General features: G+C 70.9%; 24 protein-coding genes. 15 read left to right on the forward strand and 9 right to left on the reverse strand.

Annotation, left to right across the window (positions count from 1 at the left end):
* Positions 1 to 61 precede the first annotated feature (61 nt).
* Positions 62 to 421 (reverse strand): carboxypeptidase-like regulatory domain-containing protein, encoded by a 360-nt coding sequence (locus QHF84_RS35930; RefSeq protein ID WP_281318042.1) that lies wholly within the window; start codon positions 419 to 421, stop codon positions 62 to 64.
* 164 nt (positions 422 to 585) lie between these two features.
* On the opposite strand from QHF84_RS35930, the gene QHF84_RS35935 reads away from it, so the two are divergent.
* Positions 586 to 777, forward strand: coding sequence for a rubredoxin (locus QHF84_RS35935; protein WP_281318043.1), 192 nt, complete (start codon positions 586 to 588; stop codon positions 775 to 777).
* A gap of 124 nt (positions 778 to 901) precedes the next feature.
* Here QHF84_RS35935 and QHF84_RS35940 read toward each other — a convergent pair whose 3' ends face one another.
* Positions 902 to 1,867 carry a DnaJ C-terminal domain-containing protein gene (locus tag QHF84_RS35940; protein WP_281318044.1) on the reverse strand — a complete coding sequence of 322 codons (966 nt, stop codon included), beginning with the start codon at positions 1,865 to 1,867 and terminating at the stop codon, positions 902 to 904.
* Positions 1,868 to 1,988: 121 nt separating this feature from the next.
* On the reverse strand, positions 1,989 to 3,563 hold the full coding sequence (gene cysS / locus QHF84_RS35945) for a cysteine--tRNA ligase (RefSeq protein ID WP_281318045.1): 1,575 nt from the start codon (positions 3,561 to 3,563) through the stop codon (positions 1,989 to 1,991).
* A gap of 108 nt (positions 3,564 to 3,671) precedes the next feature.
* Between cysS and QHF84_RS35950 the strand changes: the two genes are divergently transcribed.
* From QHF84_RS35950 to QHF84_RS35970, 5 genes are all read left to right on the forward strand, one after another.
* A complete protein-coding gene (locus QHF84_RS35950) occupies positions 3,672 to 4,490 on the forward strand; it encodes a rhomboid family intramembrane serine protease (protein ID WP_281318046.1) in 819 nt (272 codons plus the stop codon).
* A gap of 89 nt (positions 4,491 to 4,579) precedes the next feature.
* A complete protein-coding gene (locus QHF84_RS35955; protein WP_281318047.1) occupies positions 4,580 to 5,110 on the forward strand; it encodes a hypothetical protein in 531 nt (176 codons plus the stop codon).
* The gene (locus QHF84_RS35960; protein ID WP_281318048.1) at positions 5,103 to 5,948 is read left to right on the forward strand and encodes an ABC transporter permease; all 846 of its coding nucleotides are present in this window, start codon (positions 5,103 to 5,105) and stop codon (positions 5,946 to 5,948) included. The genes QHF84_RS35955 and QHF84_RS35960 overlap by 8 nt, the downstream gene beginning before the upstream one ends.
* A gap of 43 nt (positions 5,949 to 5,991) precedes the next feature.
* Complete coding sequence (locus tag QHF84_RS35965; RefSeq protein ID WP_281318049.1) at positions 5,992 to 8,445, forward strand: hypothetical protein; 2,454 nt, start codon at positions 5,992 to 5,994, stop codon at positions 8,443 to 8,445.
* 33 nt (positions 8,446 to 8,478) lie between these two features.
* On the forward strand, positions 8,479 to 9,168 hold the full coding sequence (locus QHF84_RS35970; protein WP_281318050.1) for a hypothetical protein: 690 nt from the start codon (positions 8,479 to 8,481) through the stop codon (positions 9,166 to 9,168).
* Between the two features lie 9 nt (positions 9,169 to 9,177).
* Here the strand turns inward: QHF84_RS35970 and QHF84_RS35975 are convergent, their stop codons facing one another.
* From QHF84_RS35975 to QHF84_RS35995, 5 genes are all read right to left on the reverse strand, one after another.
* The gene (locus tag QHF84_RS35975) at positions 9,178 to 11,172 is read right to left on the reverse strand and encodes a cation:proton antiporter (RefSeq protein WP_281318051.1); all 1,995 of its coding nucleotides are present in this window, start codon (positions 11,170 to 11,172) and stop codon (positions 9,178 to 9,180) included.
* Positions 11,173 to 11,229: 57 nt separating this feature from the next.
* The gene (locus QHF84_RS35980) at positions 11,230 to 13,212 is read right to left on the reverse strand and encodes a protein kinase (RefSeq protein ID WP_281318052.1); all 1,983 of its coding nucleotides are present in this window, start codon (positions 13,210 to 13,212) and stop codon (positions 11,230 to 11,232) included.
* A 37-nt stretch (positions 13,213 to 13,249) separates the two neighbouring features.
* Entirely contained in the window at positions 13,250 to 14,170 is a 921-nt protein-coding gene (locus QHF84_RS35985) for a hypothetical protein (protein WP_281318053.1), read from the reverse strand.
* A gap of 96 nt (positions 14,171 to 14,266) precedes the next feature.
* Positions 14,267 to 15,010 (reverse strand): hypothetical protein, encoded by a 744-nt coding sequence (locus tag QHF84_RS35990; RefSeq protein ID WP_281318054.1) that lies wholly within the window; start codon positions 15,008 to 15,010, stop codon positions 14,267 to 14,269.
* A 47-nt stretch (positions 15,011 to 15,057) separates the two neighbouring features.
* Positions 15,058 to 15,363 carry a YfhL family 4Fe-4S dicluster ferredoxin gene (locus QHF84_RS35995; RefSeq protein ID WP_281318055.1) on the reverse strand — a complete coding sequence of 102 codons (306 nt, stop codon included), beginning with the start codon at positions 15,361 to 15,363 and terminating at the stop codon, positions 15,058 to 15,060.
* A gap of 315 nt (positions 15,364 to 15,678) precedes the next feature.
* Here QHF84_RS35995 and QHF84_RS36000 point away from each other — a divergent pair, with 315 nt between their 5' ends.
* The 9 genes from QHF84_RS36000 (at position 15,679) to QHF84_RS36040 (ending at position 24,991) form a co-directional block, all read left to right on the forward strand.
* The gene (locus tag QHF84_RS36000) at positions 15,679 to 16,347 is read left to right on the forward strand and encodes a hypothetical protein (protein ID WP_281318056.1); all 669 of its coding nucleotides are present in this window, start codon (positions 15,679 to 15,681) and stop codon (positions 16,345 to 16,347) included.
* 60 nt (positions 16,348 to 16,407) lie between these two features.
* Complete coding sequence (locus QHF84_RS36005; RefSeq protein WP_281318057.1) at positions 16,408 to 17,439, forward strand: HEAT repeat domain-containing protein; 1,032 nt, start codon at positions 16,408 to 16,410, stop codon at positions 17,437 to 17,439.
* Complete coding sequence (locus QHF84_RS36010; RefSeq protein WP_281318058.1) at positions 17,436 to 18,452, forward strand: hypothetical protein; 1,017 nt, start codon at positions 17,436 to 17,438, stop codon at positions 18,450 to 18,452. Before QHF84_RS36005 ends, QHF84_RS36010 begins: the two co-directional genes overlap by 4 nt.
* Complete coding sequence (locus QHF84_RS36015; protein ID WP_281318059.1) at positions 18,449 to 19,063, forward strand: DUF4149 domain-containing protein; 615 nt, start codon at positions 18,449 to 18,451, stop codon at positions 19,061 to 19,063. The genes QHF84_RS36010 and QHF84_RS36015 overlap by 4 nt, the downstream gene beginning before the upstream one ends.
* 136 nt (positions 19,064 to 19,199) lie before the next feature.
* On the forward strand, positions 19,200 to 20,408 hold the full coding sequence (locus tag QHF84_RS36020; RefSeq protein ID WP_281318060.1) for a hypothetical protein: 1,209 nt from the start codon (positions 19,200 to 19,202) through the stop codon (positions 20,406 to 20,408).
* 99 nt (positions 20,409 to 20,507) lie between these two features.
* Positions 20,508 to 21,311, forward strand: a complete 804-nt coding sequence (locus QHF84_RS36025) for a hypothetical protein (protein WP_281318061.1) — start codon at positions 20,508 to 20,510, stop codon at positions 21,309 to 21,311.
* Between the two features lie 50 nt (positions 21,312 to 21,361).
* Positions 21,362 to 22,543 (forward strand): thiamine pyrophosphate-dependent enzyme, encoded by a 1,182-nt coding sequence (locus QHF84_RS36030; protein ID WP_281318062.1) that lies wholly within the window; start codon positions 21,362 to 21,364, stop codon positions 22,541 to 22,543.
* 102 nt (positions 22,544 to 22,645) lie between these two features.
* Positions 22,646 to 24,055, forward strand: coding sequence for a dihydrolipoyl dehydrogenase (gene lpdA, locus QHF84_RS36035; RefSeq protein WP_281318063.1), 1,410 nt, complete (start codon positions 22,646 to 22,648; stop codon positions 24,053 to 24,055).
* A gap of 105 nt (positions 24,056 to 24,160) precedes the next feature.
* Positions 24,161 to 24,991 (forward strand): Uma2 family endonuclease, encoded by an 831-nt coding sequence (locus tag QHF84_RS36040; RefSeq protein WP_281318064.1) that lies wholly within the window; start codon positions 24,161 to 24,163, stop codon positions 24,989 to 24,991.
* Between the two features lie 3 nt (positions 24,992 to 24,994).
* Here the strand turns inward: QHF84_RS36040 and QHF84_RS36045 are convergent, their stop codons facing one another.
* A complete protein-coding gene (locus tag QHF84_RS36045) occupies positions 24,995 to 25,954 on the reverse strand; it encodes a hypothetical protein (protein WP_281318065.1) in 960 nt (319 codons plus the stop codon).
* Positions 25,955 to 26,010: the final 56 nt, after the last annotated feature.

Consider the following 26,010-nt stretch of genomic DNA (forward strand, 5'->3'; position numbering starts at 1 on the left):
GGCGGCGTCGGGCGGGGGGATATCTTGCCGAGGTCCACGTCGGCGCTGTCCGCGCAGGCGCTCAAGGCATCGGCGTGAGCTCGACCGTCTGATCGACGCGTCCCCCGCAGACGCAGCAGCCGTCTCCCTGCGGCTCGGACAATACGATCGAGACGGTCTTCGGGGCATACCCCGGCGCGGAGACCTGCACCGAATAGGTCCCGGCGGGGACAAAGCAGTAGTGCTCCGATGAATGCTCCGCGCAGGCGTCGTTGCCGATGGCGACCGTGGCGTCGAAGAGCGCCTCCTTCGTGGTCGCGTCGACGACGGTCACGACGATGGTGCCCTGCGGGCATGCGCAATCGATTTCGGCGCATTCGTCGCAGCCGGCGAGGGTGAGCAAGGAGAGGAGGGAGGCCGAGGCGAGGAGGTGACGGAGCATGGAAAGGGTTTTACCATGCTCGCCGCCTCTCGAGGCAACCGGGGCACCGGGGACAGCACGCGAGGGCGAGGAGGGCGGCGAGGCACACGGTGGGCATTCTACCCTGCCCCGCCGCAAACCGACGCGGATGGCAGCGCCGCCGGTGCCATGTTACCCCTCTGGGCATGGCAGAACCCACGTATCACAGGTTCGAGTGCATGACCCCGAAGTGTTATTTCATGTTCGAGGAATACTTCGGCCACCCCGAGTTCAACATCCCCCCTCGGACGTTGTTCGCGAAGCTCCCTGATACCTGGGTTTGTCCGAAGTGCGGGGGGCCGAAGAGCAAGTTCCAGCTCTGGTCGCAATACGTTTGATCGAGGGAGGAGGCCGCGCCGTCGCTCCTCCGAGCCTCCCGGCGGTGGTCGTACGACGACCGCCGCGGGCTCGCGTGGACCAGCAACGTTCGGTCGCTCTGAATGGCCGGCGCGTGGAGTCGCCCTAAAACCGCAACTCCCTCCGCAATTCCTCCCCCGGCAAATCCAGCTCCTTCACCGCCTCGGCCACGCGTGGATCCTCCTCCGTGCGGACATGGATCAAAAACCGCACGTAAAGATCCCCCGCCTCTTTCCCTTTTCGCGCCACGCCTTTTCCTTTGAGACGCAGCACCTGCCCGCTCTGCGTGTGCGCCGGGACCTTCAGCGTCACCTCGCCGTCCGGCGTCGGCACTTTGACCTTTCCGCCGAAATACGCTTCCCCGATGCTCACGGGCACGTCGAGGCGCAGGTCGTCGCCCTCGCGCTTGAACAGCGGGTGCGGCGTCACGTGGATCGTCAAAAGCAAATCCCCCGCGGGTCCGCCGCCCATGCCAGGCGCGCCCTGCCCAGGGACACGAATGCGGCTGCCTTCGTTCGCGCCCGCAGGAATGCGCACCGTCATCGGCTCCTCGCCCTCGCGCTGGAGCTGCACCGTCGTGCCCTTCACCGCCGACACGAAATCGATCGTCACCTCGCTCTCGACGTCCTGACCCTTTCGCGCCGCGCGTGCGCCGCGAGCGCCGCCCCCGCGGATCCGGCCGAACATGTCGCCGAAGAGGTCGCCGAAATCGCCGGGCACGCCGCCGCCTCCGCCGCCGCCGCCGAAGATCTCCTCGACGTTGAACGGAGCGCCGCCGCCGGCCCCGCCGGCTCGGCCGCGGCCGCCGCCGTACTGGCGCACGAAGCGCGCGCGCTCCGGGTCGAAGCCCTGTTGCAGGCTGTCCTCGCCGAACTCGTCGTAGAGCGAACGCTTCTGCTTGTCCGACAGCACCTCGTAGGCGCGGTTGATCTCCTTGAACTTCGCTTCGTTCGCCTTCCCCGGCGCCTTGTCCGGGTGGTACTGGACGGCGAGCTTGCGGAAAGCTTTTTTGATGGTGTCTTCGTCAGCGTCCCGGGCGACGCCGAGCACGGAGTAAAGGTCGCGAGCCATGGGCCGGGGGAAGGGTAAATCCCGGATCTGGCTACGTCACGGGGGGTCGGTGGGAAAGGTGGGGGGGTTTGGGGCGTAGGACGCCGAAGGCGTTCCGGAGCCCCAAGCGTGGACGAGAGCGCTACACGCCGAGGCGCCAGGTCGTCCCGGTCGGGTTGTCCGCTATCTCGATCCCGAGCTCCTCGAGCTCCTTGCGGATCGCGTCGCCCAGCGCGAAGTCCTTCGCCTGCCGCGCCTGCCGCCGCTCCTCGAGCCGCGCCGTGATCTCCTCCGCCGTCTTGCCCAGGATCGACAGCCGCCGCGCCTGCGTGCGCGTGCGGTAGACGTCCATCGGCGTCTGCAAGATGCCGAGCGGCTCGACCGACGACCAGAGCGCGCGCGCCAGCATCTTCGCCACGAGCGGCGCCGCCTTCGCGATCTCCGGGTCCTTGCGGCGCTTCTGCGCGAGGTCGACGAGCTCGTTGCCCGCCCGCGCGAGCTCGCCCACGACCGCCAGCGCGACCGGCGTGTTCATGTCGTCGTCGAGCGCCGCGTCGACCTTGCCACGCGCCGCCGAGGCGAGGTCCATCATCGGCGCCATCTCCTTCGGCAAACGCATCGTCGGCGCCGGCGCGTCGTCGCCGCCCGAGGCGCCCTTCGAGAGCTCGGCGAGCGAGCCGAGCCGGCCGAGCGTGTGGTAGAGGTAATCGACCCGCCGCTCCGCCTCCATGATGCCCGGGAAGACGACGCGCCCATCGGCGCGCTTCTCCGTCTCGAAGGCGATCGGGCCGCGGTAGTGCACCGTGAGCAGGAAGTACCTGAGCGCCTCGGGGTCGTTGCGCTGGTAGACGTCGCGGATCGTGACGAAGTTGCCGAGCGACTTCGCCATCTTCTCCTTGTCGACGTTGACGAAGCCGTTGTGGATCCAGAGCGAGCAGAACGGGCCTTCGCCCGGATGCGCGGCCTCGCTCTGCGCGATCTCGTTCTCGTGGTGCGGGAAAATGAGGTCCATCCCGCCGCAGTGCACGTCGAAGCCGTAACCGAGGTAGCGCTCGCTCATCGCCGAGCACTCGATGTGCCAGCCGGGGCGGCCCTTCCCCCAGGGGCTGTCCCAGCCCCACGTGCAGTCGCCCGCGCCCTTCCAGAGCGCGAAATCGAGCGGGTCGTGCTTCTGCTCGGAGACCTCGACACGCGCGCCCGAGCAGAGATCCTCGATGTGCCGGTGCGAGAGCTTGCCGTACTGCGCGAAGGAGCGGACCGCGTAGTAGACGTCCTTCGAGCCGTTCGGCATGTCGACGACGTACGCGTTGCCGTTCTGGATCAGCGTCTCGATGATGCGGATGATGTCGCCGATCGAGTCGGAGACGCGCGGCTCGTGGTCCGGGTCCTGGCAGCCGAGCGCGCGGATGTCCTCCTGGTAGAGCGCCGTCATGCGGGCCGAGAGATCGAGCGGTGTCTCGCCGTTGTCCCGGGAGCGCGCGAGGATCTTGTCGTCGACGTCGGTGATGTTGCGCGTATAGACGACGCGTACGCCTTGGCTGCGCAGGTGCCGCACGAGCACGTCCGGGGCGAGCGCGGCGCGGGCGTGGCCGACGTGCGCGACGTCGTAGACGGTGGGGCCGCAGCAGTAGACGCGTACCTCGCCGGCCCTTTTGGGGACCAGCTGGGTCAGCTTGCCGGTCATCGTGTCATGGAGGCGTAGGCCGATCGGAGGCATCGCGTTCACCGTCTACCAGCACGGTCCACGCCTGTCACGAGGGGGAAACGTGGACCCTCGTGTCCTTGAAGGGCCGGCATGGCATGCGCATGGTAAGGCAGTTCCGCCATGTTGCCCCTTCGAGACCGCCTGCCGGCTCGGCGTCCACCCTACGTCAACTGGCTGATCATCATCGTGAACGTCTGCGTCTTCGTGTGGACGCAGGCGCTCCTCTCGGTGGCCGGCCCGCGCGGGGCCGAGGTGAGGGCCTACGAGCTGCTCATGCAGTACGGCCTCGTGCCCGCGCGGCTCGTGCAGGAGCCGATCGCCGCCCTGCCGTCGCTGTTCTCGAGCATGTTCATGCACGACCCGTCCGGGTGGGCGCACCTCGGCGGCAACATGCTCTACCTCTGGATCTTCGGCGACAACGTCGAGGACGCCATCGGCAGCCGGCGTTACGCGCTCTTCTACGTCCTCTGCGGCCTCTGCGCGGCGGCCGCGCAGGTGGTGGTGAACCCCTCGTCCGTCGTGCCCATGGTGGGCGCTTCGGGCGCGATCTCGGGCGTGCTCGCGGCGTACGGGTCGCTCTATCCGCGCTCGCCGATCACGGTGCTGAACCCAATCCTCCCGCTCTGGCTCTTTTTCGGGCTCTTCTTCGAGCTGCCGGCCTGGGTGATCATCCTCGAGTACTTCGTGGTGAACCTCTTCAGCGGGCTCGGCTCGCTCGGCGGCACGGGCAGCGGGGTCGCGTTCTTCGCGCACCTCGGCGGGTTCGTCGCGGGCGCGCTGCTCATCCGCGTGTTCATGCGCGACAAGCCTCCACGTGAGCACGACCGCTGGACCCGGTTCCGCCCGCCCGCCCAAAGACCGAGGTCCCCCTACGGTCCGCCTTACGGCGCCCCGCCGCCGCCGCGACGGCCACAGGGCCGGGACCCTTGGGGCTGGTGAGAAACGGACTACGCAGTCTGTCACAGCATGGTCAGGTCGTCGGTTTCCGCCGGAGACGCTCCCTTTGGCGTGTTAGGTTCGCCCGCGCGATGGGAATGCCCTTTCGTCGCCCCCGAGCGCTCGTGCTCGGCCTCTGCCTCGCGCTCTTCGGGATTGGCGCATGCGGCGGCCCGAACTTCACGGGCTCGGTGTACCGAGGGCGCGGCTACGCCTTCCGCGTGCCGACGCCGCCCTCGACGTGGAAACGGATCGAGCTCGACGGCGAGGCGCTCGCGTTCGAGGACACGGCGAACGACGCGATGATCGCGGCCTCGGGTCGTTGCAAGGTGGACGGCGAGGACGTGCCGCTCCGCTCGCTCGTGCAGCACCTGTTCTTGCAGTTCACCGAGCGCGAGGTCGAGGTCGAGGAGGTCGTGCCGTTCGACGGGCGGGAGGCGCTGCACACGGTGGTGACGGCGAAGCTCGACGGCGTGCCGCGGCAGTTCGACGTGTGGGTGCTGAAGAAGGACGGCTGCGTGTACGACCTCTACTGCATCGCCGATCCCGCGGGGTTTGCGGCCGCGGTCGGGCCGTTCCGCGAATTCGTCAAGGGTTTCGCCACGGTGCCGGCCGATGAGTAGCCAGACCGCGGGCGTGGAGTCGCAGAAGCCGAAGTCGCTGCCGGGGCTGCCGCCGGAGCCGCCGTTCTTCTCGAAGCTCGCGCAGCGGGCGGCGAACTTCCTCGTGCACCTCGGGCAGATCGGGCGGATGACGCGCGAGACGTTCGCGGCGATGTTCCAGAGACCGTTCGAGCTCCAATCGACGATCTACCAGATGGAGCAGCTCGGCATCCGATCGCTCGGCATCGCGTGCGCGACGGCGCTCTTCACGGGCATGGTCATGGCGGTGCAGTTCGCCTTCGGCCTGCAGAAGTTCGGCGGCATGGAGTACACGGGCCGCGTGATCGGGTTGTCGTTCTCGCGTGAGCTCGCGCCGACGCTGACGGCGGTGATCGTGGGAGGTCGGATCGGCTCGGGCATCGCGGCCGAGGTGGGCTCGATGGCCGTGACGGAGCAGATCGACGCGATCCGCGCGCTCGGGGCGGACCCGATGAAGAAGCTCGTTCTGCCGCGGCTGATCTCGTGCGTGATCGTGATGCCGGTGCTCGGGGCGCTGGCGCTCGTGATCGGCTTCTCGGGCGCGATGATCATCTGCGACTGGCAGTTCGGCATCCCGTGGGGGTTTTTCCTGCGCTCCGCGCTCGGCTCGATGAACTTCCGCGACTTCTGGATGGGCCTCATGAAGTGCCCGTTCTTCGGCGCGATCATCGCGCTCGTGGGCTGTCACTTCGGCATGATCACGCGCGGCGGCACCGAGGGCGTGGGGCAGTCGACGACGCGGGCCGTAGTGGGCGTATCGATCTCGATCCTCATCGCGGACTTCGTGCTCACGAAGCTCGGGTTCATCATTTTCGGCTGAAGAACCCCTTTGACTGCCGGGCGCGATGAGAGACGATGCGCGCGTGGCGGAACGTATCGTGGTGAGCTTCCACGAGCCGACTGGCTCTTTGGCGAGCTCCGGATCGGGGTATCTCGAGAGATCGGCTTCGATCCGAAAGCGCGCAGAGGCTCATGGAGGCGCGCTGTGCGCGTGGAGCGGCGGGGCGTATAGCTTCGACTTCGCCGCCGAGGCGCTCGACGAGGCGCTCGGGTTCACGCTCGAACAGGTGGCGGAAGCGCAGGACGGCGAGCCCTTGCGGATCGGCATCGCGCAGGGCGAGATGCAAGCGCTCGGGACGCCGGGTGGTCTCGCGTGGGGCAAGGCGCTCCTTCGCGCGGAGCGGCTCGCGGCGATCGCGCGTCCCGGGGACGTGCTGCTCGATCCGGACGTCGCGGCGGTGCAATCCGGCGACCTCGTGACCGCGGGCCTGCGCCGAGGGCGCGCGGCGGATGGATCGATCGTGCGCGGCCTCCGGCTCGACATCTACGCGCCGCTGCGTGGCGACACGCTGGCGAACGTGCACAAGCTCGTGGCCGCGCCGGAGCTCGTCGGGCGCGAGGAGGAGCTACGCAAGCTCTCGGTGCCGCTCGGGTGTGCAGGTCTCTTGCGCGCCGCGCCGGGCGCGGGCGGGACGCGTCTGCTCCAGGAGCTCGCGCACAGGCTCGCGCCGCCGCGGTCTCTGCGGATCGCGCCGACGTTCTTGCCACGCGAGCCGCTCGGAGCGCTGCGCAACGCGTTCGCGCGGTCGCTCGCGCGGGAAGCGCCGCCCGAGCTGCCGGAGGCGCTCGCCGCGGCGCTCGACAAGCTCCTGTCGGGAGAAGGCATCAACGTCCAGCGCGCCGCGGAGCTCGTGGATGCGTGGCTCGCGCCGGTGGACGGGCGATCGGGGTTGCTCACGGTCGACGACGCGACGTCGATCGATCTCGCGACGCTGGAGGTGGTGTCGCAGGCGATCCCGCCGCCGGGGTTTTTCCGATCGGTCGTGCGGATCGACGTGGAGGAGGCGCTCCCCGAGGTGCTCTCGTCGATCCCCGTGGTCGCGGAGGTGACGCTGGGTCCGCTGCCGAAAGAGGCGGCCGTCGAGCTCGCGCGTGCGTTCTGCGGAGGTGCGATCACGCAGGAAGCCGCTTCGCTGTGGGCGCGTCGTGGGCAAGGGATGCCGCTCGGGATCCGCGAGGCGCTCGCGGAGGGGCTCTCGACGGGCGAGCTGCGGTGGGCCGGCGACATGGCCGAGCCGCGGGATCGCACGAGCGGTCGCGGCGCACCTTTGCCGGCACACGAGTGGATCGCGCGGCGCGCGACGTGGCTCGAACCGGGGGAGCGCGCGGCGCTCGTGGGCGTCGCGCTGCTCGGCGCGGATGCGCCGAACGAGATCGTGGACGCGGTCTCGACGTTGATGGCCGGCGCGGGCGCGCGCGTGGCGGTCGTGGAGGATGCGCTCTGCGGCGCGGGATGGGCGTATCGGCCGGAAGAAGGGTGGCTCGCGATCGCGTCGAGGACGACGGCGCGCGCGCTGATCGGGCTGCTCGACGACGGCACGCGCGAGCTATGGCATCGCATGGCCGGGCGCGTGCTCGAGCAGAACGTGGGTCCGCTCGGGCTCGCGGAGCCGGCGTATCACGCGGCCGTCGCGGGGGAGCGGGCGTCGGCGGCGGTGCTCGCGGCGGAGGCGGCGCTCGCAGCGGCAGGCGCGGGCCTGCGGAGGATGGCGGCGGCGCTGATCGACGAGGCGCGTAGCCTCGATCCGGACGTGCAAGTGCCGGAGCTCTCGGACGAGGGCGAGCTGCTCGTCGACCCGCGCGCCGAGGAGATCTCGATCGCGTCGATGATCGAAGCGGCGATGGGGGAGGGCGGTCCGATGCGCGCGTCCGATCCGCACCCGCCGTCGTCGCTCGGATCGCTCTCGCCCGACAGCCTCGGCGCGGGAGGCGAGGGCGTCGCGGGGTTCGGGCCGCCGGGCAAGGCCTCGGTGGCGGAGGCGGTCGAGGCGCTCGGCGAGGATCCCGAGGCGGTCGAGGACCCCGTGGTGATGGCGGAGCGGCTGTCGAAGCTTTTGCGCCAGGCGCTCGTCGAGGGCGACATCGAGACGCTGGACGACATCCTCGTGCGGCTCCGCGTGACGGGAGAGCACGACGCGCTCGTCGAGCGGATGAGCGCGTTCGTCCTGCTCGCGCGCGGCGAGCCCGGCGAGGGTCTGCGCAAGCTGAAGGAAGCGGTGGCGGCGTCGAGCTCGCCGCGGGCGCATACGCGGGCGCTCTTGTCGTACGGCATCGCGCTCGCGTCGGCGGGCGACATGGATCGGGCGCTCCTCGAGACGCTGACGGCGCTCGCGCGTGCCCGCGAGGCGTCCGATCGGCGGGCCGAGCAAGCCAGCGCGCGCTTTCTCGCGTACCTGTCGGCGGCGATGGGCCAGCCGCAAGCGGCTTCGGTCTGGGCGAAGGTCGCGCAGACCTCCGGCGAGGCGCTCGGCGGTTGACAGGCCGGACGTAGCCGATCAAAAGCGTTGCCCATGAGCGCGACCGACTCCACTTCGGCCGAGCCTGCGCGGGGGCGTCGCGCGCGCGTCGTGATCGCCGCGCTCCTCGTGATTTCCGCGCTCGGCTTCGCGGCCGCGCTCGTGTCGTATCGGAACTACGCAGCGGTGTGGTTGCGCCCGCCTCCGCGCTTGCCGCCGTGCGTGCTCACCGCGCGGCGTTTGCTCTCGCGCGACGAGCCCGTCACGGGCTCGATCCCCCACGTGACGCCCGACGGCAACACCGTGTACCTGCGGCCGGCCGAGGATCGGGCCGTGAGTTGCCTCGGGCGCATGTCGAGCAAGGTCGCGTCGGCCTACGCGGCGGCGTTCGCGGAGCTCGAGCCGACGGCCCGGGCGCGCGCGCTCGCGGCGGCCTTGAAGAACCAGGTGCCGCAGGACGCCTCGGCCGATCGGGAAGCGCTCGCGTCGTGGCTGCTCGCATCGGCGGCGATGCGCGCGCTGCCCGAGACGCCCGAGACCACGGCCGCGCGCGACGAGATCGACCAGATGAACGCGTGCCGCTTCGCGATGCGCTCGACGTGCCCGACGCGGCCGCCGATCCCGATCGTCGTGTGGGCGGCCGGCGTCCCCTCGTCGCTCGGCTTGTTGTTCGGCGCGGGCGTCGGGGTGCGCGCGCTCGTGCGCTTCGTGCGTGAGCGTCGACGCCGGCGCAAGGCGGCCTGAGCTCTCCGACTAGTCGCCCTCGTCGAGCAGCCGCACCGCGCTCTCGATCGCGACGAGCTTGCCGACGAGGTAGAGCACGTCGTTCTCGCGGAACGGCGCGCTCGCGGCGACGTCCTCGCAGAGGGAACCGCCCCTGCGTATCGCCACGAGGCTCGCGCCGGTCTTGCGACGCAGATCGAGGTCGAGCGGGCTCCTGCCGTACGCGAAGGATCCGCGCCGCACGAGGAACGTCTCCACCTTGAGCTCGCCGAGCTCGGGCAGCGCCGCGAGCGTGGGCCGCTGCAGCGTCTGCTTCCGGACGAAGAGAGCCTTGCTCTCGCGGCGCGCGACGTTCACACGCTCGATGATCACGTTCCGCGGGATGCCGCGCCGGCGCAGCACACGCGCGATCATCTCGAGCCCCGCTTCGAGCTCCTCGAACACCACCTCCTCGGCGCCGAGCTCGGTGAGCGCGCGGTCCGCAGCGATGTAGTGCGCGCGTACGAGCACGGGGATCTTCGGCGCGCTCTGCTTGGCGGCGACCACGGCGCGGCGCGTGGCCTCGGGGTCGTTGATGAGCAGCACGAGCGCCGCGGCGTGCTCGACGCGTGCGCTCGCGAGCGCCTCGGGGCTCGTGACGTCCGCGTAATACGCGGGCTCGCCAGCTTCACGCGCGGCGCGAACGGTCTCCGCGTTCAGCTCGAGCACGAGGTACGGCACCGACGTCTCGGCGAGCGCGCGCGCCAGCATCTTCCCGGCGACGCCGTAGCCCACGATGATCACGTGCTCCGAGAGCGCGGAGTGCTCGGGCATGGGCTCGTCGATGCCGCGCGCGCCGAGCAAGCGTTCGAGCGGCTTCAGGATCTTCTCGCCCGCACGCACGCGCGGCGCGACGTGCATCGCGAGCGGCGTGATCATCATGCTGATCACGCCGGCCGCGAGGAGCGCTCGATCTTCGCTCGGCGTGATGAGCCCGTTCCGCTCGGCGAGCGTCGCGAGCACGAAGCCGAACTCGCCGAACTGCGCGAGCCCCACGCCGGCGAGCCACGCGACGCGCGCGGGGAAACGCATCGACAGGGCCGAGAGCGTCGCGATGAACCCCTTGCCGATGACGAACGCGGCGAGGTACAGCCCGACCGAGAGCGGTTTGTCGATCAGCACGCGCGCGTCGAGCAACATGCCGAGCGACACGAAGAACAAGCTCGTGAACGCGTGGCGCAGCGGCAGGACGTCGCCGATCGCGCGGTGCGCGTACTCGCTGCCCGCGAGCAGGATGCCCGCGAGGAACGCGCCGAGCGCGAGCGAGAGGCCGGCGAGCGACGTGAAGAACGCGGTCGCGAGGCAGATGCCGAGCACGGCCATGAGGAAGAGCTCGCGGCTCCGCGCGCGGTCCACGAGCGCGAAGAACCTCGGGACGAGCGAGCGAGCCACGACCACCGTGACGAGCACGAGCAGCGCCGCCTTGCCCAGCGCGAGCAGGAGAGCGTGCGCGGGATCCCCGCCGGATTTGCCGGCGAGGATTGGGATCACGAGCACCATCGGCACGACGCAGAGGTCCTGGAAGATCAGCGCGCCGACGATGAAGCGTCCGTGCGGCGCGTCGACCTCGCCGCGCTCGGCGAGCGTGCGCAGCACGAGCGCGGTGCTGGAGAGCGCGAACAAAAAGCCGAAGAGGATCCCGCGGGAGAGCGGCTGCCCCGCGAGGCGCGCGCAGAGGACCGACGCGAGGATCGTGAGGCCGACCTGGAGCGAGCCGCCGATCGTGACGGTCTTGGCGATCTGGCGCAGCCGTTCGAGCGAGAACTCGAGGCCGATGCCGAAGAGCAAGAGCACGACGCCGATCTCGGCGAGCGACTGGATGCGATGCGCGTCGCTGAGCAGCCCGAAGCCCGTGGGACCGATGAACGCGCCTGCGAGGAGCAGCCCCGCCACGACGGGCAGACGTACGCGGCCGAGCACGAGGACGACGAGGACACCGACGATCGAGATGATCGCGAGGTCTCGAAGGATCGGAATCTGCTCCATGGTCCGCGTGGGCGCCCTGCACCCGTGCGGGACGTGGATGCAGGAAGCGCGCGCGGATCAGCGCGCCGGCGATGTACCGCGGGCGAGCGCCTCGATCGCGGCGAGGTCTCGCTGCGCCGCGTCCGTCGCGGGCTTGCGCGGCCAGGCGAGCTCGAGCTCGCCGTCGAACCAGTACAGGTGTTGCGCGTCGACGTACCCGTGCGCCCCGCCCACGGCTGCGAGCGCCGCGAGCGCCTGCTCGAGCCGCGCGATCGCCGCCGGGTCGAGCGTACGCGGCGCATCCGCGAGCGCCTTGCCGAGCGGCGGCGCGACCCAGATCTCGCCCGCCGCTCGATCCACGCGGAGCACCGTCGGCAGCGCGGGATGCCCGGTCCGCGCGAAGGCGCGCGCCCGCGCGAGGGACTCCTCGTCCATCGGGATCACGAGCACCTCGCGATCGAGCCATGCATCGTGGCGCAGGCTCGCCATGTCGCGCCCATCGCCCAGCGCGAGCGGTGGTCCCAGGCGATCGCCTTCCCTCGGCGCGGCCGGCCGTTCGCTTCCCTGCATCGCGGTCCATCGCCTCGGCAGCGCCTCCGGCCAGCGCAGCGCCGACAGCGCGCGCCGCGCTTCGAATGCGTCTTCCGGCCTCCGATCCGGCTCCTCTGCGAGCAGCGCGGCCACGGCTGCGTCGTGCTCCGGCCCGAGCTCCGGGTTCTTCTCGCTCGGCGCTCCTCCCTGGAAACGCCCGCGCGTCGGCTCGGCCGGCTCACCCGTGAGCAGCTCGTAAAGCACGGCGCCCACCGCGTAGAGATCACTCGTGATCCCCGCGGGACGACCGAGCCTCTGCTCGGGCGACATGTACGCATACGTGCCGATCGCGCCGGCCGTCGCCGTGCTGGAGAGGTCGCCGAGGTGCGCCGCGCCGAAGTCCGACAGCATCGCGGTCCCCGCGTCGTCGAAGAGCACGTTCGCGGGCTTCACATCGCGATGCAGGATCCCGAGCCGGTGCGCCTCGCCGAGCGCCGACAGCAGGAGGCAGGCGATCTCCACGGCCCGCGCCGGCGCCATCGGCCCCTCGCGCATCTTGTCCGCGAGCGACCCGCCTCGCATGAACGCGAGCACCATCGCCGGCCCTTCGGGCACGTACTGATGGAGCGGCACCACGTTCGGATGGCGCAGCCGTTCGAGCGCGCGCGCCTCGCGTTCGAAGCGTTGCAGCGCGTCGCGCCCCGCGCCCTCGACGAGCCCGCTGAAGATCTTCACCGCGACGCGCTCGCCGCTGATCCGATCGATCGCCTCGACGAGCCGCGCGTGCGCCGACGACGCGATCTCCCGCGTCGTCTCGTATCGCCCGAAAAGAACCACGCCCCCGCCGCGCCGATCGTTTTTCCGGGCCGGCTCCCTCGTCGCATCCTTGGTCGGCGGCTCTTCCCGCACCCCGAGCCGCGCCATCTCCGCGCGCGTCTCGCGCGCCGCCTCGGCGAGCCCGACCTCCTCGAAGCACCGCGCGAGCAGCGGCAGCGCCGCGGCCCGCTCCGGCGCGGCCACGTCGATCTGCTGCAGCGCCTTGATCGCCCCCTCGGTCCGCCCGTGCCGCGCCAGAAGCGCGCCCAGCGCGAGCCGCGGCGCCGCCTGATCCGGCCGCTGCCTCAGCGCACTCTCGAGCGCGCGCGCCGCCTCGGCCGGTTGTCCCGCCCGCTCGAAGCTCTCGGCCGCTTGCAGCACTTCGCCGGCCGCGACGAACGCGCCCGCCGCCTCCGCATGCTCGCCGATCCGCGCGTAAAGCGCCCCTGCGTACGTGCCAAACCCTCGCGACCGGAGATCCGACGCCGACGCGAGCGCGATCTCCCTCGGCAGCCGCTCCGCGATCCGCGCGATCGCCTCCCGCGCCGTCGCGTCATCCCCCCCGAGCGCCGCGAGCCTCGCGGCCCGCCGCGCGTCCCCGGCGAGAAGCGCCTCCCGCGCCGCCCCGACGAAATCACACGCCTCCTCCAGCCTGCGTGAGGCCTCCGCGTGCGTCCGGGAACGCTCTGCCGTCTCGCGCTCGTCGGGGTTCATCAGAAGGTCCCCGCTGGTTTTCCCGGACGAACGTTCGTCAGGGCGACGAAGGCGCGATCGTCGCGCGGCCGACGACGGACAGGTCGAACCGCAGCTCACCCGCGTCGATCCCCGCGGCCGTGAAGCCTCCCTGGCGGAGGCGATGCACCGAGAGCGCGACCGTCGCCGGCAGCGCGCCCCAGGTCTTCTTGCCGAGCACCGAAGCCGGGATCATGCCTTCGCCCGAATCGTTGAAGGTGCAACGAACGCCCGTGCCGCTCGACGCCGTCAGATCCACGTAGACGAGATCTCCAACCGCCGGCGCTTCGCTCGCGTTCCACCGCAGCGTCGCCGCCGTCCCTTCCTCGAAGACCACGCCCTCGGCGAGCGCGGTATCGAAAAGACGAACCCGCTCCGGCGCGCTCGGCGCCTCGGCCTCGATCGAGAACGGATTCAGCGTCCCCGAGCCCGTGCTCTCGAGCACGTACCGCGCGGGCGCCGGCAGATCACTCTGCGCGTCGCGCGACGTGTAAAACACGCCCGAGACGAACGCTCCCACGTCCGGGAACGCCCGCGTCGCGAGCGGCATGCGCGTCGTCCCGGCCTGGATCGACAGATCGCCCACGTCGAGCAGCTCGATCGAGCCGAGCGCGGAGAGCGCGTCCGCCTCCTCCGCCGCGGCAAACGGCGCGAGCGCCACGCACTCGCCCGCGGCCGGCAGCTCGAGCCACGATCCGCCGACCACGCGCTCGGCCACCTCGGGATCCGCGCCCGACGCGAGCCGCATGAACTTCGCCGACACGTTCGTCTGGACGAACTCCCCCTCGGCGGCGCTGCGTTCGACGAGGACGATCGCCTCGGTCGTGGACCCGGTCGCGCTCGCGATGTCGTCGGCCTCGGCCACGGGAGCCGAGCAACCGCCCACGACGACGCCGAGAGAGGCGAGGAGCGCGGGCAGCGGGACGTTCGAGGAGCGCATGATCGCCAGTCTATGGCGGGTCCTCGGGGCGGGCAAGCACCTCGCCCGAGGTCGCTCCGCTGCCCCTGAATCTCGGCCGAAAATCGCGCGAATGGCTCAGAAGCCTACGACCAGGGCGCCCGCCGGGGTCAGCGAGAACTGATCGAACGAGACGTCCGTTTCGCCCAAGCTGCCCGAGACCGTGTGCCAGTCGCCCCCGATCTCCAGGGCCACGTGTACGTGACGGAATCCGAGCCGGAGCCCGGCCACCATCCCGACCCGGACGTGATCGCCCGAGAATGTGAGGGGCTTCGTCGCATTCGGCTCCGTGGAGGGATACGTCCCGCTCACCCACGAGATCCCCGCCCGCGGGCCGATCCACCCCGAATAAAGCTCCCCCGTGCTCTTCCACCCGATGAGCAGCGGCACGTCGAGCCCCCCGCCGAGGAGCGTGCCCGCCTGGCCGCCCGAGCCCGGACGCCCAGACAGGAGCAGCTCGCCGCCGAGCCCCATCGAGAGCGCGACGCTCTTGCTCAACGTGAACGCATGCCGTCCGTCCAGACGAACCGCCCGCCCCGAGTACGTCAGGCCCGCCTCGTTCGAGCCCGTGATGCCGACGCGGGCGCCCACCCACGGCGCGACGGCAGGCGCGATCGTGCGCTCCTGGAGCATGGTTTCGACCTGCGCCTCGTCCGTTCCGGGCGCGCTCGGGAGCTCCGCGAGGACGGGCCGGCCGGACAAACCCGCGCCCAGCGTGACCTTGCCAGGCGAGAGGACGTGTGCGGGATGAAGGAGGGGAGCGCCGCCGCCGCAACCCCCCAAGCCCAGCGCGCAGAGCGCGAAGGCGAGCGGCCGAAGCATGGGGCGGGCCGTGGGCGGATGCACCTCGGGGGCGGCGCTCCTCGTGGCTACTTGCGGAAACGGGAGGGGAAGTCGTTCTTGGCGACCCGCCCCTTGAGCTCGGAGTCGTCCGGGTGCAGGCGGGACGCCCGGGAGATGAGCGCCTCCTCGGTCTCCACGCGCTTCGGGTCGGGCAAGCAGCACTCCACCGGACAAACCGCCTGGCAGGCCTCGTGATCGTAGAAGCCCACGCACTCGGTGCAGAGCTCGGGGTCGATCACGTAGATCTCGTCGCCCTCGCTGATCGCCTCGTTGGGGCACTCCGGCTCGCAAGCTCCGCAGTTGATGCAATCTTCGGTGATGTAGGTGGCCATGGGGTTGCTTCGTCCTCCGGGGGTGCGGTCCGGAATTTCCCGGTATCTAAAGGGCGGCGCCCCGGCTGTCAACGCAAGCGTTCCGCACGCTCGATGAGGCCCGGGCTCTGCGCCGCGCGCCCTCCAGGAATGGGCGGGCAAGGAGCGGCGCCCCCATCCTGCAGTGCCCCGGGCCATCCGTCCAGAGCAACGCCGCGGACGCGATCACGGGCGCGACGGCCGACCCCGATCGGCCGCTGGATCCCGCCCTCTCCACGACGTCCGCGGCGCCCGGTTGCACGCCGGCCCGAGGCCCGTTAGTACGCTTGCCCTGCGATGCCCCGACCCCGCGTGATCACGCTCTTCCTCGCCGCCCTCGTCGTTGCGCTCGCCGGCTGCTCGCCGAAGATCGGGGAGGACTGCACGAACTCGACCGACTGCTCGCAAGTGGGCGACCGCCTCTGCGACACCACGCAGCCGGGCGGCTACTGCACGATCTTCGGGTGCGAGCCCGACAAATGCCCGGAGGGCGACGGGGTCTGCGTCGCATTTTCCTCGGAGCTCGATCCCGCCTGCGGCGCCGCAGACGACGCGAGCTGGGGTCGCTTCGGGCGGACGTTCTGCATGGCCGGCTGCGAAGCGAATGATGATTGCCGCGACGGCTACGAGTGCGCTCGTCCATCGGAGCGCGCCGCGCGGATCATCGACTTCGAGCCGATCGCCCAGCGTATCTGCGTGGTGAAGATCGCGCCGCCGCCGGTGTCGATCGAGGTGCCGCAGATCTGTCTGCCCTCGGAGCCGCCCGCACCGCCGGCGCCTTGGGTCCCGACGGGCGCGGGAGGCGCAGGCGGCGCTGGAGGCGCAGGCGGAGCTGGTGGCGCCGGAGGCGCGGGCGGAGCAGGCGGCGCTGGAGGCGCAGGCGGAGCCGGAGGCGCGGGCGGAGCAGGCGGCGCCGGAGGAGCGGGCGGCGCCGGTGGAGCCGGCGGCGCGGGCGGCGGTCCCTGAGGTCTTTCCGGACGATCCGCGGGAAGTGATCCGGCACCCGCCGTGCTAGCCTCGCCGCGCATGTTCCGGGCGCCTGCGCTTCCCCGCACCCTCGACGCCGCCCTCCGCGACGTGGGCTCGTCCAAAGCCTCCGTGCGCGAGGACGCCGTGCGTGATCTCGTCCGCCACGCCGAGGAAGCGCGCAGCCAGGTCGTGCGCGCCCTCGAGCGCGCGCTCTCCGACGAAGCCGCGCCCGTCCGCTCGGCCGCCGCGCTCGGGCTCGCCGACGTGGGCGCGAACGAAGCGCTTCCCGCGCTGCTCGTCGCCATCGAGGACGACGACGTCCACGTGCGGCAGATGGCCCTCACCGCGCTCGGCGAGATCGGCGATGGTCGCGCCGCACAAAGGCTCGCCCGCGCGCTCGAAGATTCCCGCGCGGAGGTGCGGTTCCAGGCGGTCATCGCTTATGCGCGCGTCTGCAAGGATCACACGTCCGTCGTGGAGGCGCTCGCCGCGCGCACGCGCGACGCCGACCCGCTCGTCTGCCACATCGCGCTCCGCATGGCCGAGGAGCTCGGCGGCGCGGAGGGCGAGCACGTGGTCGATCCGATCCTCGTGGCGAGGGCGCGCGAGCTCGTCGAGCACGCGTCCCCCACGGTGCGCGTCGCCGCGGCCGTGGTGCTCGGCCGCGCCGGGGATCACGCGGGCGCGAAGGTGCTCGCGGCGGTCGTGAACGGAGCGATCAAGACGGAAGACGCCGAAGACGAGGCGGCCGCGATCGAGCTCGCGGGATCGCTCGGGCTCTCGGAGGCGCGCGTGGGGCTCGAGCGGCGGGCGTTCGGCGGCGCGCTCGGCTTCGGCCGCGACCGTTTCTCCTGGCACGCGCGCGTCGCGCTCGCGAGCATGGGCCACGCGCGCGCCACGCGCGAGATCGTCAGCGAGCTCGGCTCGTGGGATCGGAACAAGCGCACGCTCGCGGTCGCCGCCGTCGGTCGCGCGCGCATCCGATCGGCCCGCACGATCCTCGCGGCCATGGAAGGGGATCCCTCGCGGGCCGACCCGCACGCCGTGAGCGAGGCGCTCCTCGCGCTCGCGGAGGACGAACCGGCATGAACGAACCGAGAGATCCGAACGCCGTCCGCTTCGATCCCGCGGCCGGCAGCGACCACGTCGAAAGCTACTTCCTCAAAGCGAACGACCCCGCGGGCGAACGCGCGCTCTGGATCAAGGCCACGATCTTCGCCTCCGCGCGCGAGCCCGGCCGCGCCGTCGCCGAGGGCTGGGCGATCGCCTTCGATCGACGCGGCGGCCAGAGCAAACACGTCGCGGTCAAGCACGTGCTCCCCTACGCCGATGCGCTCTTCGGCAGGGAGGGCCTCGACGTCGCATGGGGCCTCGGTGAAGGCGAGCGCATGCGCATCCGGCCCGGCGAGACGCACGGCCGCATCGCGCGGCGGGAGCACGCGATTCGCTGGGACCTTCATTTCGAGGGCGAGGCGAGCCCGTTCATCCCGTTCCCGCACGCCTCGATGTACCGCGGCAAATTCCCCAAATCGAAGACCCTCACGCCGTACCCGGACCTCGTGTTCTCCGGCGAGGTCGAGGTCGACAGCGAGCGCTGGGACCTCTCGGGTTGGCGCGGCATGCAGGGGCACAACTGGGGCCGCGGGCACGCGGATCTTTACGCGTGGTGCCACGTCAACACCTGGGAGAGCGAGGCGGAGCTCGTCGTGGAAGCCCTGTCCGGCCGCGTCCGCGTCGGCCCCGTGCTCACGCCGCTCGTCACGCTCGTCTGCGCGCGTTTCCGCGGCGTGACGTACACGTGGAACGGCCCGCTCGAGATCGCCCGCGCGCACGGCGACGTGGGCCTGCGCCGCTACAGCTTCTTCGCCGAGGGCCGCGCCGCGCGCATCGAGGGCTCGTTCGAGGCGGACACGGACGACATGGTCGGCCTCTACTACCCGAACCCCGACGGCCCCATGACGTACTGTTTGAACACCAAGCTCTCGCGCGCGCACGTGCGCTTCGAGGCGTCGGGCCGGCCGCCCGTCGTCGTGAAGAGCCGCGCCGCCGCGCTCGAGATCGGCACGCGTGACGCCGACCACGGCGTGAGGATGCACGTATGAACGACACCTTCACCGAGGCCGATCTGGCCCCCGATCCGCAGGAAAAGCGCGACCGTATCCTCGCCGTCGTCGATCGCGTCGCGGCCCTCGTCGCCGTCCTCGCGGGCGGCGTGTACATCGGCGGCATGATCGCGCTCGGCGCGAACGCGGCGCCCATCGTCTTCGGCATGCTCCCTCGGTCGATCGCGGGCGACGTGATGGGCGCGGTCTTCGCGCGCTTCGACACGATCGCCCTCGGCGCGGCCCTCGCGGCGCTCGCCGCGGAGGTCACGCGCACCCTCGCCACGCGCCGCCGCGGCCGCACGATCCTCTCGCGCTTGCGCCGCTCGTGCACGCTCTTCATGGCCGTCTCCGCGGCCTACATCGGCCTCTCGCTCTCGCCGCGCATCAGCGAGCTGCACCGAAAGGGCGTAGCGCGCGACGACACGCCGCAAGGCCAGCTCCTCGAGGCCGTGCACAAGCGCGCGGAGCTCTTCGGCAAGATCGGCATGGGGATGGCTCTCGGTCTCGTCGGGCTCACCATCTTCACCATCCAGCCGCGCAGACCGGACGACGAGGAAGACGACGAAGAGGCGGTCGCGCCCTTGCCGCCGGGCCCGCGCCACGACTGACGCGCCCCTTCCGACGGGCCGAGCGGCTGGCCCTCGTGCGTCTCAGCGGGTATGCTCCGGCCTTCCGGAAGGCGAGGTTTGCTGCCCGTCACGCGGGTGGCCCCGGTCTTTCTTTTCGTTCGCGTGGAGGCGGCCGATGAAAATGAAGAGTGCATGGTGGGTCCTCACGACCCTTGGATTGAGCCTCGGGCTCGCAGTCAACAACACGGGCTGCGGGAGCGATAACAATAACGGGGGGAACGGTGGCACGGGCGCCACCGGCGGCGAGGGCGGCACGGGTGGAACCGGCGGCACGGGCGCCACCGGCGGCACCGGCGGTACCGTGGATCCGGGCGATTGGCTCGGCCTGCCCTGCACGACCGATTCCGAGTGTGCGCCCGGCACCTGCATCGTGGCGGACAAGGACGACGCGGTCTTCCTCGGCGGCCCGCAGAACGGCTACTGCAGCAAGAACTGCAAGACGAGCGGCGATTGTCCGGGCGTCGGCAGCATTTGCTACAAGGGCGCGAACAGCAGCGCGGCCGAGGGGCGTTGCGTCCCGTCGTGCGAGGTCGGCAACCCCGACCTCATGTACATCAACGACCCGCTCGATCCCTTCAAGTGCCAGGGCCGCGAGGACGCCGCCTGCATCCGGCTCTCGGCGGGCGACGTCTGTCTCCCGACGTGCACGAACGACGCGGCGTGCGGCGCGGGCCGCGTCTGCGATCTCGCCGCCGGCGTCTGCGTGAACAGCGTCTCGGATGGCAAGCCGTTCGGCGCGATCTGCGACACGATGGCCGCCGAGGACGAGTGCGGCAACGGCTTCTGCATCGGCGGCCTCGCGGGCGGCAAGGGCTTCTGCTCGGGCCTCTGCACGCTCGGCGGCAACATCAACACCGGCGATTGCGGCGGCATCGAGAACGGCCTCTGCGTCTTCTCGCCGGTCGTGATGGGCTGCACCCCGACGGCGGACAAGGGCTGCACGGGCCCCGGCGACGTCGGGTTCTGCACGAACGGCTGCACGAAGCACGAGGACTGCGCGGCGCCGGACTTCTGGTGCTTCGGCATCCTCCAGGGTGGCCCCGTCGGCTACTGCTTGCCGATGGACAAGTGCGACAATGGCCAGGCGGACTGCGGTGACGCGGCGAACGGCCTGACCTGCACGGACACGATCCACGGCAAGTACTGCGTCGACAACCAGTACCCGCTCGGCGCGCTCGGCGGCGGCGGTGCTGGCGGCGCCGGCGGCATGGGCGGCGCCGGTGGCATGGGCGGCATGGGCGGCGCTGGTGGTGCTGGTGGTGCTGGCGGCGCCGGTGGTGCCGGCGGCATGGGCGGCATGGGCGGCGCGGGCGGCATGCCCTGAGCTTTCGCCTTCGCTGACGCACCTCGAAGAGGCCGCGGCGGGCTCGCTGCGGCCTCTTCCTTTTCGGAGCCTCGACGCGGCTCGTGATATCGTCGCGGCATGTCGCCGATCCGCTTGGCTTCCGTGGTCCTCGTCTCGCTCTCGGCCGGGTTTCTCCTCGGTTGTCCGGGCACCGAAAACGAAAACCCTTCGAGCGGCTCCGCGGGCACGGGCGGCACCGGCGGCGTCGGTGGGACGGGCGGCGAGGGCGGCGCGGGCGGCATGACCACGTCCTCGTCGGGCACGGGCGGCACGCCGATGTGCACCGATTACACCGACGTCGAGGAGACAGACTGCAAGCTGCTCGCGCAGGACTGCAAAGGCGCCAACGAGTCCTGCCGGCCGAACGGCCTCGGCACGGGCACGATCTGCGAGGGGGGCGCGGGCATCAAGGGGGTTGGCGCGCCTTGCACCGTGGCCATCGGCGAGTGCGCGGTCGGCCTCACGTGTGTCTTCGGCTATTGCTCGCCCATCTGCTGCCGGAGCCAGCCCGAGTCCTTCTGCGGCAGCGCCCAGTGCAACGTCTACAACCGCTACGGCGAGAAGCGGATCTGGCTCTGCAACTTCGCCAAGTCCTGCACGCTCTTCGACGGCAAGGAGTGCACGGATGGCTACCCCTGCCGTCTGACCGTGCTCGAGGACGAGCTCTCGCTCTGCGTCCCCATGTCGGCCACGCCCGCCCCCGAGGGCGGGGCGTGCAAAGACCTCAACGACTGCGGCGCGAACCAGCGCTGCTACAACGACATTTGCCGGTATAGCTGCCTGAACATGGGGTGGCAGAACCTGGAGCCGGAGGCGGGCGGTTGCCCCGCGGGCCAGACGTGCGCTCCCGAGACGGCGACCTACGGCGTCTGCGTCCCCTGAGCACCGCTTCGCCCTCTACAGCCGGGCGGATTCGCGCTAGGTTCGCCGGCATGCACGAACACGACGTTGAGGCGCACGGGCAAGCGCTCGAGGCGCCCGCGACGCCGGCTCCTCGCGCCGCCGAGGCCCCGGATCTGGGGCTCTTCCGCGTGCTCCGCGACGACGGCAGCGCCGATCCCGCGACCGATCCCGGCCTGTCCCCGCACGTGCTCCTCCGCGCCTACCGCGAGATGAAGCGCGTGCGCCTCATCGACACGCGCATGATGCTCCTGCAGCGCCAGGGCCGCATCCACTTCGCCGGCGAGTGCCGCGGCCAGGAAGCGACGCCGATCGCGACGGGCCTCGTGCTCGAGCGTGACGACTGGGTGTTCCCCGCCCTGCGCGAGAGCGCGATCATGCTCGTGCGAGGCTTCCCGCTGAAGAGCTACATCGCGCAGTACTTCGGCAACGCGGGCGACGTGCTCAAGGGCCGGCAGATGCCCTCGCACATGAGCGGCCGCGCCGTGAACCAGGTCGCGTGGTCGAGCTGCATGGCCACGCAGCTCCCGCACGCCGTCGGCGCCGCCTGGGCCGCGAAGATGCGCAAGGATCGCAGCGTCGTCGTCGGCTTCGTCGGCGACGGCGGCACGAGCGAGCCTGACTTCCACAACGCCCTGAACTTCGCGGGCGTCTTCAAGGTCCCCTGCGTCCTGGTTTGTCAAAACAACCACTGGGCGATCAGCGTCCCGGCGGCCAAGCAGACGGCCTCGCCCACGTTCGCGGTGAAGGGCCGCGCGTACGGCGTCCCCTCGGTGCGCGTCGACGGCAACGACGTCCTCGCGGTCCACCGCGTCGTCGGCGACGCCGTCGCCCGCGCGCGGAGCGGCGGCGGGCCCACGTTCATCGAGTGCGTGACCTACCGCATGGGCGCGCACTCTTCGAGCGACGATCCCACGCGGTATCGCGCGCAGGAGGAGGTCGACACGTGGGCGCAGCGCGACCCGATCGTGCGCCTGCGCCGGCACCTCGTGCATCGGGGCCTGCTCGACGAGGCCGAGGAGGGCGCGCTCGAGGACGGGCTCATGGCCGAAATCGGCGCGGCGATCCAGGAGGTCGAGGCGCTCGGCCCGCCCGCGCGCGAGACGCTCTTCGACGACGTGTACGCGGAGCTGCCGTGGCACCTCGCGGAGCAACGCGCCGAGGTCCTTTCGAGCCCCCCGCAAACGGGCTCCCACGGCGGCGGCGGGCATTGATTCGCCCCTGGCCGCCCGCTTTTTCCGACCCCACCTTTCCCTCGACATGGTAATCCGCGCCCGAAAAGGGCTGTCGGCCCGCGTTCCACCTTGGAGAATCGGATGAAGACCTACGACGCGATCGTCATCGGCAGCGGCCCCGGCGGCTACGTCTGCGCGATTCGGCTCGGTCAGCTCAAGCAGAAGACGCTGTGCATCGAGAAGGAAGAGGTGGGCGGCGTCTGCCTCAACTGGGGCTGCATCCCGTCGAAAGCGCTGATCAACGCGGCGCACACCTACGAGAAGGCGCACTCGTCGATGGCGACGATGGGCATCAAGCTCGGCTCCGTCGAGCACGACCCGAACGCGATGCAGGACTGGAAGGAAGGCATCGTCAAGCGCCTCACGGGCGGCGTGCGAGGCCTCCTCAAGTCGAACGGCGCCGACCTCCTGGCGGGCACGGCGACGGTCGTCTCGCCGAACCGCGTCGAGGTGAAGAAGGCCGACGGCTCGGTCGAGACGTTCGAGGCGACGAAGGGCATCGTCCTGGCGACGGGCTCGTCGACCATCGAGATCCCGAGCTTCAAGTTCGACGGCAAGCAGATCATCGGCGCAAAGGAGGCGGTCAGCCTGCGCGAGGTCCCGAAGCGCCTGCTCGTCATCGGCGGCGGCGTGATCGGCCTCGAGCTCGGCATGGTCTACCAGGCCTTCGGCGCGGAGCTCGTGGTCGTCGAGGCCCTTCCCACGCTGCTCACGGGCGTCGACCAGGACTGCGTGAAGGTCGTCGAGCGCCGCATCCAGAAGCGCGGCGGCAAGATCTACAAGAACGCGAAGGCCATGGGCTACGAGAAGCAGTCCGACGGCTCGATCGCGGTGAAGATCGACGTCGAGGGCAAGCCCGAGACGATCGTCACGGACGTGGTCCTCGTCGCGGTCGGCATGCGCCCGAACTCGCGTGGCCTCGGCCTCGAGAACGTGGGCGTGAACATCGACAAGCGCGGGTTCGTGCCTTCGGACGAGTTCGGCCGGACGAACGTCCCGACGATCTACTCGATCGGCGACCTCTCGGGCCCGCCCATGCTCGCGCACAAGGCGTCGAAGGAGGGCGAGGTCATCGCGGAGGTCATCGCGGGCCACAAGGCGGCGAAGGACTGGGCGTGCATCCCGGGCGCGATCTTCACGGATCCGGAGATCGCGACGGCGGGCCTGACGGCCGAGGAGGCGCAGGCGAAGGGCATCGAGGTCTCGGTCGGCAAGTTCCCGTTCGCGGCGCTGGGCAAGGCGATGGCGATGATGGAGACCGACGGCTTCGTGAAGATCGTGACCGACAAGAAGACGAAGCAGGTGCTCGGCGTGCACATCGTCGGCCCCGAGGCGAGCACGATGATCAGCGAGGGCGCGCTCGCGCTCGAGATGGCCGCGTTCGCCGAGGACATCGCGCTCACGATCCACCCGCACCCGACGCTCGGCGAGGCGTTCATGGAAGCCGCCGCCCACGCGATGGGCGCGGCGATTCACATCGTGAATCGCTGAGCGAGTCTCCCGGGTTCGTTCTTCCAAACTGCACCCCCGACAAAAGCCCATCTTCCAGGCTTCCACGGCCTACCCGTGCCGCGCGCTCGTGGTAGAGTCGTTGTCATGAAGCGCATGGCCCCTCAGGTCACGGGGCGCGGCCCGTTCAAGGCCGAGCACATCCGCGCGGGGGATCCGTACGAGCTCTCCCGTGGGCACACGATCGAGTGTCTCCCCGTCGGTGGACGGGGCGGGCGGGCCAACCTCGTCGGCGGGGCCGTGCTCGACAGCGACCCGGCGGTCCGATCCGCGGGCGTGGACACCGGGTTCTCGCCCGATCCGGGCACCATGCGCGCCCCGGACATCGCGGTCGGCGACATTCCGGACGCGCCCGGCTGGGTGAAGGGCGCGCCGCCGCTCGCCGTCGAGTACGCCGATACGGGCCAGGACGAGGACGAGCTTCAGGCGAAGGTCGCCGAGCTGCTCGAAGCCGGCACGAAGATCATCTGGGTCGTGCGGCTCTTCGGTCCACGCAGGGTGGAGGTTTACGAGCCCGACGCGCGCGTGCGCACCTTACTGCCAGGCGAGCTGCTCACCGCGCCGAACATCCTGAAGAACCCGATCCCCGTCGAAGCGCTCTACGATCGCGACGCCGCGCATCGCGTGACGCTCCAGAACCTCCTCCAGCGTGAGGGCTTCGAGAGCCTCGAAGCTGTGAAGGAAGAGGGGCGCGAAGAAGGCCGCGAAGAAGGCCGCGAAGAAGGCCGCGAAGAAGGCCGCGAAGAAGGCGAGCTCCGTGCGCTTCGCGCCTCCGTGCGAGAAGTCCTCTCCGCGCGCGGCCTCCCGCTCGGCCCCGACCACGAAGCGCGGATCGATCAGTGCCGCGACCCCGCCGTCCTCCGCGCCTGGCTCCGCGCCGCCGTCACCGCGTCCGACGCGGCCGCCGCCCTCTCCTGATCGTCACTCCGCCCCCTTCCGCTCGAAGCACTCCTCCGGCACCCGCTGCTTCTTCCGCGTGACGCGCGTCGCCTCCACGAACGCTGCCGTCACCGGATCGTGGTACCCGCTCGCCCCGCGCAGATCCGGCACGATCGCCTGGTAGTGCCGCACGATCCTCCCCATCAGGATCTCGCGCATCCACTTGCCCACCATCGACGAAAGCGCGACCAGGAGATCCGTCGCGTCCCCATCCCGCACGAACGCGATCTCCCCGACCCCCGGGAACATGTACGCGCTCCTCGCGCGCGTCTCCTCCAGCACCATGTGCATCCGCCCGCCGAGCGGACCAAACGCACTGCCGTACTTCCCGAACCCGCCCACCTTCCCGCAGACCGCCTGCACGTCCTGCCCTGCGTCCTTCCGCATCGACAGGATCAGCCGCTCCATCGCGTGCAGATCCATCTGAAACCGGTTCTTCCCCGCCGCGAGCCCCTCGTTCAGCCGCTTCGCGCAGAGCACCTCGCTCCGCACCGCCACGATCGTCACGCCCTTCTTCTCCAGCCGATCGAGATCCGCGTGGATCGTCCGAACCAGCTCCGCCGGCGCCGTGAACGCCTCCCCCTCCGCGCCCCAGCACTGCGCCTCCACGTGGGGCGGACATGCCGCGCGTAGCTCCGCTCGATCCTCACTCGCGATCGCATGCGCGAGCTCGTCCGGCGTCCGCGCCTCCGCTCTTCGCCCGCCGCCTCGCTCCACCAGCGCGCGCGCCCACGCCTCCGCGAGACCCACGTCTCCGTAGGCCACCATCGCCTTCGAGTCTCCGAGCCGCTCGGCCAGACCTCCGCGTGGCTTTCGCCCCACGATCGCCGCGCCCTCCTCGGTCACGCGCGCCATCACTGCCGTGACCAGCATCGGACCGAGCCGGGGCCCGAGGCCGTTTTCGTCCGCGCCGATGCGGAAGCCCGCCGTCGCCTTCTCCATTGCGCCGAGCTTGTGCCATGAACGGACCCGCGCGTCATCGCGGTTACGACGCGCTC

Origin of the sequence: Polyangium sp. y55x31 (genome assembly GCF_029946505.1) — a bacterium.
Classification (GTDB): Bacteria; Myxococcota_A; Polyangia; order Polyangiales; family Polyangiaceae; genus Polyangium.

Excerpts from the sequence above, each read along its gene's own strand:
- QHF84_RS35930 (WP_281318042.1), bottom strand. The coding sequence starts at position 421 with ATGCTCCGTCACCTCCTCGCCTCGGCCTCCCTCCTCTCCTTGCTCACC.
- QHF84_RS35935 (WP_281318043.1), top strand. The coding sequence starts at position 586 with ATGGCAGAACCCACGTATCACAGGTTCGAGTGCATGACCCCGAAGTGT.
- QHF84_RS35940 (WP_281318044.1), bottom strand. The coding sequence starts at position 1,867 with ATGGCTCGCGACCTTTACTCCGTGCTCGGCGTCGCCCGGGACGCTGAC.
- cysS (WP_281318045.1), bottom strand. The coding sequence starts at position 3,563 with ATGCCTCCGATCGGCCTACGCCTCCATGACACGATGACCGGCAAGCTG.
- QHF84_RS35950 (WP_281318046.1), top strand. The coding sequence starts at position 3,672 with ATGTTGCCCCTTCGAGACCGCCTGCCGGCTCGGCGTCCACCCTACGTC.
- QHF84_RS35955 (WP_281318047.1), top strand. The coding sequence starts at position 4,580 with ATGGGAATGCCCTTTCGTCGCCCCCGAGCGCTCGTGCTCGGCCTCTGC.
- QHF84_RS35960 (WP_281318048.1), top strand. The coding sequence starts at position 5,103 with ATGAGTAGCCAGACCGCGGGCGTGGAGTCGCAGAAGCCGAAGTCGCTG.
- QHF84_RS35970 (WP_281318050.1), top strand. The coding sequence starts at position 8,479 with ATGAGCGCGACCGACTCCACTTCGGCCGAGCCTGCGCGGGGGCGTCGC.
- QHF84_RS35975 (WP_281318051.1), bottom strand. The coding sequence starts at position 11,172 with ATGGAGCAGATTCCGATCCTTCGAGACCTCGCGATCATCTCGATCGTC.
- QHF84_RS35980 (WP_281318052.1), bottom strand. The coding sequence starts at position 13,212 with ATGAACCCCGACGAGCGCGAGACGGCAGAGCGTTCCCGGACGCACGCG.
- QHF84_RS35985 (WP_281318053.1), bottom strand. The coding sequence starts at position 14,170 with ATGCGCTCCTCGAACGTCCCGCTGCCCGCGCTCCTCGCCTCTCTCGGC.
- QHF84_RS35990 (WP_281318054.1), bottom strand. The coding sequence starts at position 15,010 with ATGCTTCGGCCGCTCGCCTTCGCGCTCTGCGCGCTGGGCTTGGGGGGT.
- QHF84_RS35995 (WP_281318055.1), bottom strand. The coding sequence starts at position 15,363 with ATGGCCACCTACATCACCGAAGATTGCATCAACTGCGGAGCTTGCGAG.
- QHF84_RS36000 (WP_281318056.1), top strand. The coding sequence starts at position 15,679 with ATGCCCCGACCCCGCGTGATCACGCTCTTCCTCGCCGCCCTCGTCGTT.
- QHF84_RS36005 (WP_281318057.1), top strand. The coding sequence starts at position 16,408 with ATGTTCCGGGCGCCTGCGCTTCCCCGCACCCTCGACGCCGCCCTCCGC.
- QHF84_RS36010 (WP_281318058.1), top strand. The coding sequence starts at position 17,436 with ATGAACGAACCGAGAGATCCGAACGCCGTCCGCTTCGATCCCGCGGCC.
- QHF84_RS36015 (WP_281318059.1), top strand. The coding sequence starts at position 18,449 with ATGAACGACACCTTCACCGAGGCCGATCTGGCCCCCGATCCGCAGGAA.
- QHF84_RS36020 (WP_281318060.1), top strand. The coding sequence starts at position 19,200 with ATGAAAATGAAGAGTGCATGGTGGGTCCTCACGACCCTTGGATTGAGC.
- QHF84_RS36025 (WP_281318061.1), top strand. The coding sequence starts at position 20,508 with ATGTCGCCGATCCGCTTGGCTTCCGTGGTCCTCGTCTCGCTCTCGGCC.
- QHF84_RS36030 (WP_281318062.1), top strand. The coding sequence starts at position 21,362 with ATGCACGAACACGACGTTGAGGCGCACGGGCAAGCGCTCGAGGCGCCC.
- lpdA (WP_281318063.1), top strand. The coding sequence starts at position 22,646 with ATGAAGACCTACGACGCGATCGTCATCGGCAGCGGCCCCGGCGGCTAC.
- QHF84_RS36040 (WP_281318064.1), top strand. The coding sequence starts at position 24,161 with ATGAAGCGCATGGCCCCTCAGGTCACGGGGCGCGGCCCGTTCAAGGCC.
- QHF84_RS36045 (WP_281318065.1), bottom strand. The coding sequence starts at position 25,954 with ATGGAGAAGGCGACGGCGGGCTTCCGCATCGGCGCGGACGAAAACGGC.